This is a genomic window from Streptomyces sp., assembly GCF_036524955.1.
Lineage (GTDB): Bacteria > Actinomycetota > Actinomycetes > Streptomycetales > Streptomycetaceae > Actinacidiphila.
Window position 1 is genome coordinate 1 of sequence record NZ_DATDBG010000063.1, and the last position, 5,315, is coordinate 5,315.

The window sequence follows — 5,315 nt, forward strand, 5'->3', positions numbered from 1 at the left end:
CTCGGGGGAGGAGACGGCGACCGCGGCCTCGCCCGCCGGCGACTCGGCGGGGGCGTCCGCGGTCACCGTTTCGCCGCCGCGGGTGCGGCGGCGCTGGCGCGGGGTGCGGGTGCGGGCCGGGCGCTCCTCCGTGGCGGCGGGGCGGGTGGTCGCGGGCTGGCCGCGCCGGCCGCGGGGGCCGCGGCCACCGGTCTCGCCCAGGTCCTCCACCTCCTCCGCGTCCAGTCCGGCCCGGGTCCGCTCGGCACGCGGCAGTATGCCCTTGGTGCCCTGGGGAATGCCCAGCACCTCGAAGAGGTGCGCGGAGGTGGAGTACGTCTCCTCCGGGTCGTTGAACGGCAGGTCCAGCGCCTTGTTGATGAGCTGCCAGCGCGGGATGTCGTCCCAGTCGACGAGCGTGATCGCCGTACCGGAGGCGCCGGCCCGGCCGGTGCGGCCGATCCGGTGCAGGTAGGTCTTCTCGTCCTCGGGCGTCTGGTAGTTGATGACGTGGGTGACGCCCTCCACGTCGATGCCGCGGGCCGCGACGTCGGTGCAGACCAGCACGTCGACCTTGCCGTTGCGGAACGCGCGCAGCGCCTGCTCGCGGGCGCCCTGCCCGAGGTCGCCGTGGACCGCGCCGGAGGCGAACCCGCGCTTCTCCAGCTGCTCGGCGACGTCGGCGGCGGTCCGCTTCGTACGGCAGAAGATCATCACCAGGCCGCGGCCGTCGGCCTGCAGGACCCGGGAGACCAGCTCGGGCTTGTCCAGCGAGTGGGCGCGGAAGACGTGCTGCGTGATGTTGGCGACGGTCGCGCCCTCGTCGTCCGGCGCGGTGGCGCGGATGTGGGTGGGCTGCGACATGTAACGCCGGGCGAGGCCGATCACCGCGCCCGGCATCGTGGCCGAGAAGAGCATCGTCTGCCGCTTGGCCGGCAGCATGCCCATGATCTTCTCGACGTCGGGCAGAAAGCCCAGGTCGAGCATCTCGTCGGCCTCGTCCAGCACCAGCGCGCGGACGTGCCTGAGGTCGAGCTTCTTCTGGCCGGCCAGGTCGAGCAGGCGGCCCGGGGTGCCGACGACCACGTCGACGCCCTTCTTCAACGCCTCGACCTGGGGCTCGTAGGCCCGGCCGCCGTAGATGGCGAGGACTCGGACGTTACGCACCTTGCCCGCGGTGAGCAGGTCGTTGGTGACCTGCTGGCACAGCTCGCGCGTGGGGACGACGACCAGTGCCTGGGGGCTGTCGGTGAGCTGCTCGGGGGCCGCCCGGCCGGCCTCGACATCGGCGGAGACGGTGACCCGCTCCAGCAGCGGCAGTCCGAAACCGAGGGTCTTGCCGGTGCCGGTCTTGGCCTGCCCGATGACGTCGTTGCCCGCGAGGGCGACCGGAAGCGTCATCTCCTGGATCGGAAAGGGAGTGGTGATGCCGACGGCCTCGAGGGCCTCGGCGGTCTCGGCGAGGATGCCGAGGCTGCGGAAAGTCGTGGTGGTCAGGATGTTGCCTCTTCTGTGAGACGCGGCACTGAGCGGCAAGGGGGGTCGAGCAGCCGGGACGCCGGGGACCGGCGCCAGGTCACTGACCGCGCAGAGGTGTCGTACAGCCGTGAGGGCTGTGGAGCGCGGGACCGCTGCCCTCGCCCTCGCACGTACCGCGAGTGGGCCCCTCCCGATGGCGGGAAGGCGGTCGGTTCGGAGCCGATCGGGCCACCGACCGGGCATCCAGGTACTGCACACGTCGCCCGCCGCACGATCGGAAACGAGCCGATTGACGACGGGTGCCAATATCACTCTACCCCGGAAACAGGTAATTGCACCCGATCAAATGTTTCGTTCGGTACTTCACGGGGGCAGGGGCCCCGCTGACGCGGGCCGCGCGGAGATCGTCCGGAGGTCTTCCGGGGGGCCGTGACTTGGCTATTGTGCGCAGCATGGAGACGCCCGACGAAATCCCCAAGCCCGACACCGCCCCCGCCACCGCGATCGCAGCTCAGGACTGGGCCGCCGCGTCCGCCGACCCGCACTACCGGGCCGCCGTGGTCGATCTGCTCGGGGCGCTGGCGTACGGTGAGCTGGCCGCGTTCGAACGGCTCGCGGAGGACGCGAAGCTCGCGCCGACGCTGGAGGACAAGGCGGAGCTGGCGGCGATGGCCGCGGCCGAGTTCCACCATTTCGAACGGCTGCGGAACCGGCTCGCGGAGATCGGCGAGGCCCCGAACAAGGCGATGCTCCCGTTCGGCGCCGCGCTGGACGAGTTCCACCGCCAGACCGCTCCCTCGGACTGGCTGGAGGGCCTGGTCAAGGCGTACGTCGGCGACTCGATCGCCTCGGACTTCTACCGCGAGGTGGCCGCCCGGCTGGACTCCGACACCCGCACCCTGGTCCTCGCGGTGCTGGACGACACCGGTCACGCGAGCTTCGCGGTGGAAAAGGTGCGGGCCGCGATCGAGGCGGAGCCCCGGGTCGGCGGTCGCCTCGCCCTGTGGGCGCGCCGGCTGATGGGCGAGGCGCTGTCCCAGGCCCAGCGCGTGGTCGCGGACCGCGACGCGCTCTCCACGATGCTGGTGGGCGGGGTGGCGGACGGGTTCGACCTGGCCGAGGTGGGGCGGATGTTCTCGCGGATCACCGAGGCGCACACCAAGCGGATGGCCGCGCTGGGCCTGGCCGCGTAGTCCTTGTGGCCCTTGTCCGGCTGCCCGCTCCGCTCACCCGGCAGGGCTTCGGCGGTCTCGCTCTCCCCCAGCCGACGCCGGGAGCTGCCCCCAGGGGCTCGGACGCGGCACTAACTGAAGATGGCCAGCGGTCGTACGTCCAGGACGCCCTCGGCCGGTTGCCAGTTGCGGACTTTGCCGAGGCAGAGGGCGGGGAAGCGGCCCGAGTCGATGTCGGTGCGGAGCTCGGCGGGGTGGCAGGACAGGCGGACCTGGGCGGGGGAGGCGGGGGCGCCGTAGGGGGAGACGAAGACGGTGCGGGTGGCGCAGGAGGCGGTTTCGTCGCGTTCGAAGTCGCCGGTGAGGAGGACGAAGAGCGTTTCGGTGGAGCTGAGCCGGACGCGGCCGGGCGGGGTGCCGGGCAGGTGGATCCTGGCCAACGCGGCGTTGCGGCGGACGGTCCCCTGGATCAGGTCGGCGTGGACGATGGCGTCGCCGCGCTCCAGGCCGTCGACGATGACGCCGATCACCGAGACGGCCTCCGCCTGCTCGATGTACTTGGTGACGACCTGGCGGTCGGACCCGAGGCTGGCGTCGGGGCTGATGAACGGCAGGTTCCGGGCGCCGAGGTGGGCGGCGCCGGTGGTTCGGGTGCGCTGCTCGACCTCCTTGCGCAGTGCCACGGCGTACCGGTTCATCTGGTACTGGTCCATGATCGTGCGGTTGTCGAGGTACAGGCAGGTCCGGTTGGTCACCAGGTCCCCGTAGGGGTGCCGGGCGTGCCGCCGGGCACCGGCCACCTGGGCGACCAGCGCGACCGCGCTCGCGGCGGTCAGCAACCACAGGAGCATCCACGGCCGCCAGATGTCCCACCACAGCGGATCGTTGAACACGGGCACGGGTCGCACCCCCTCCGGTCGTTCTCACCCGGCCCAGGTCTCAGTTCACCCCGGTCGCCGGGCACTCCTTGACGGTGGCGATCATCCGCTCCAGCAGCGGCAGGTCGGGCATCCGCGCCGTGGTCTCGTAGCCGCCGGTTGGGTCGGGGGCCGGCACGCCGTGGCGGCGCAGGTAGGTGGTCAGCTCGGTGGAGCCGTCGGCGGCCAGGTCGTCCGTGGTGGCGGGTCCGAGGACGCGGTAGCCGAGAGCGGTGGCGCGGCGGCGCAGGCCCGGGTCGGTGACCAGGAGGCGGCCGAGGGCGTCCGCGCGGTGGGCGAGGGCGATGAACTGGGGCTGGGTCGGCATCTGGGTCCTGGGGTAGAGGAGTACGCGCTCGTGGTCCACGGTGGGGTGGGTGGCGCGGTACCGGGTCTGGTAGGCGAGGTACTGGTGCTCGTAGACCACGGCGACCGGGGCGAGAGCGCGGCCGTCGTGGGAGGCGTAGTACTGGAACAGGTCGGCGCCCGGGCTGCCCTGGCGGATCAGCAGCGGCTTGATGCGCCGGGCGAGCGCTTCGGCCTGCGCGGCGGTGGTGGGGACGTCGTCGCCGTTGCGGGTGAACGCGACCAGCCCCAGGTAGGTGCCGGCCGAGTTGGACTGGCAGATGTCGGAGGTCTGGGCGAGCACCACATCGCCGTTGGTGACCCCGTGCCGGCCGACGCCGAGGTCGTTCCAGCGGCGGCCCTGCTCGGTCAGGCGGAGGAACTTGTCCATGTCGAGCCAGTAGTAGAGCGGCTTGCCGCCGTCGGGCGCGCTCTGGGCGGTGGCGACGCCGTTGTCCCGGAGGGTCTCGGCGTATTCGCGGTAGCTTGCCAGCACCAGCGGGCTGTCGAAGGGCCGGAAGGTGCTGCTGTGCCGGTGCCGTGCCTGCCGGTCGTCGATGATCATGTCGGCGGCGGCCCCGCCGGAGGGGAAGACGAAGTCGTACTCGTCCAGGTTCCCGGTCGCCACCTCGCGCGAGCCGGCGCTGACGGTGTGCACCCGGACGCCGTGCTTGAGGAGGATCCGGGCGACCTGCGGATCCTGGAAGAAGTCGGCGGTGGACGCCAGCCGGGCGTGCAGGGTGGTCACCCGCTCGAAGGGCAGCAGCAGGTGCCCGGTCATCACCAGACGCGCGCTCCCGGAGACCAGCAGGGCCGCGGTCGCGGTGAGCGCGAGTGTCCGCAGGACGCGCGGCCGGAGCGGGCGCGGACCGCGCACCACCGTCAGCGCCGGTTCGACCCCCGCTGATCGCGGCGCGGCCGCCGGTTCCGGTTCGGGCGCCGGTTTCGATGTGCTTGTCGCTCCAGGTTCCGCCTTCGCTTCCGTTTCCGTCGGCTCGTCCATGTGGTTCCCCCGTAACCGCTGCGCGCCTGCCCGCGGCGGGCGCTAAGTGGCTGAGCGGATCTTCGCGTGACGGCCCCGCTTGGCCGGTTTGGCGAGCACGCTGAGCAGGGCCGCCGCGGTGATGAAGGCGGCCGGGAGGGTCGCGACCGGGTGGCCGGCGCCCAGGACGGTGTATGTGACCAGGCCGCCGGTGAGCCCGCCGGCGGGTCCGGTGGCGACCAGGAGGGGACCCGGTGGGAAGCGCAGCGGGAAGAGGCGGGTGGCCGCGTAGGCGGCGAGCAGCCCGAGGACCGTGTAGGCGGCGGCTTCCCACAGCATCGTGATCCCTCCGAGGGTGGTGCGGGATGGCACGGACCGTTCTGTACGGGGTCTTACCCCGGGGAAGAGCCGGACAAAACGGAGGGGCGGCAACCGGTTGTC

5 protein-coding genes are annotated in these 5,315 nt (G+C 72.3%); 1 reads left to right on the forward strand and 4 read right to left on the reverse strand.

Annotated features, from left to right (window positions below):
* Positions 1-1,515, reverse strand: a 1,515-nt coding sequence (locus VIW71_RS05050; RefSeq protein ID WP_331620742.1) for a DEAD/DEAH box helicase, incomplete at its 3' end; no start/stop codon positions are given.
* A 395-nt stretch (positions 1,516-1,910) separates the two neighbouring features.
* On the opposite strand from VIW71_RS05050, the gene VIW71_RS05055 reads away from it, so the two are divergent.
* Positions 1,911-2,651, forward strand: coding sequence for a ferritin-like fold-containing protein (locus VIW71_RS05055; RefSeq protein WP_331620743.1), 741 nt, complete (start codon positions 1,911-1,913; stop codon positions 2,649-2,651).
* 110 nt (positions 2,652-2,761) lie between these two features.
* On the opposite strand, the gene VIW71_RS05060 is transcribed toward VIW71_RS05055, so the two are convergent.
* From VIW71_RS05060 to VIW71_RS05070, 3 genes are all read right to left on the reverse strand, one after another.
* Entirely contained in the window at positions 2,762-3,529 is a 768-nt protein-coding gene (locus VIW71_RS05060) for a hypothetical protein (RefSeq protein WP_331620744.1), read from the reverse strand.
* A gap of 40 nt (positions 3,530-3,569) precedes the next feature.
* A complete protein-coding gene (locus tag VIW71_RS05065; RefSeq protein WP_331620745.1) occupies positions 3,570-4,769 on the reverse strand; it encodes a hypothetical protein in 1,200 nt (399 codons plus the stop codon).
* A gap of 168 nt (positions 4,770-4,937) precedes the next feature.
* Complete coding sequence (locus tag VIW71_RS05070; RefSeq protein WP_331620746.1) at positions 4,938-5,246, reverse strand: hypothetical protein; 309 nt, start codon at positions 5,244-5,246, stop codon at positions 4,938-4,940.
* Between the last annotated feature and the right edge of the window lie 69 nt (positions 5,247-5,315).

What these genes read in the sequence shown, in the direction of transcription:
- VIW71_RS05055 (WP_331620743.1), top strand. Translation starts at nt 1,911, where the DNA reads ATGGAGACGCCCGACGAAATCCCCAAGCCCGACACCGCCCCCGCCACC.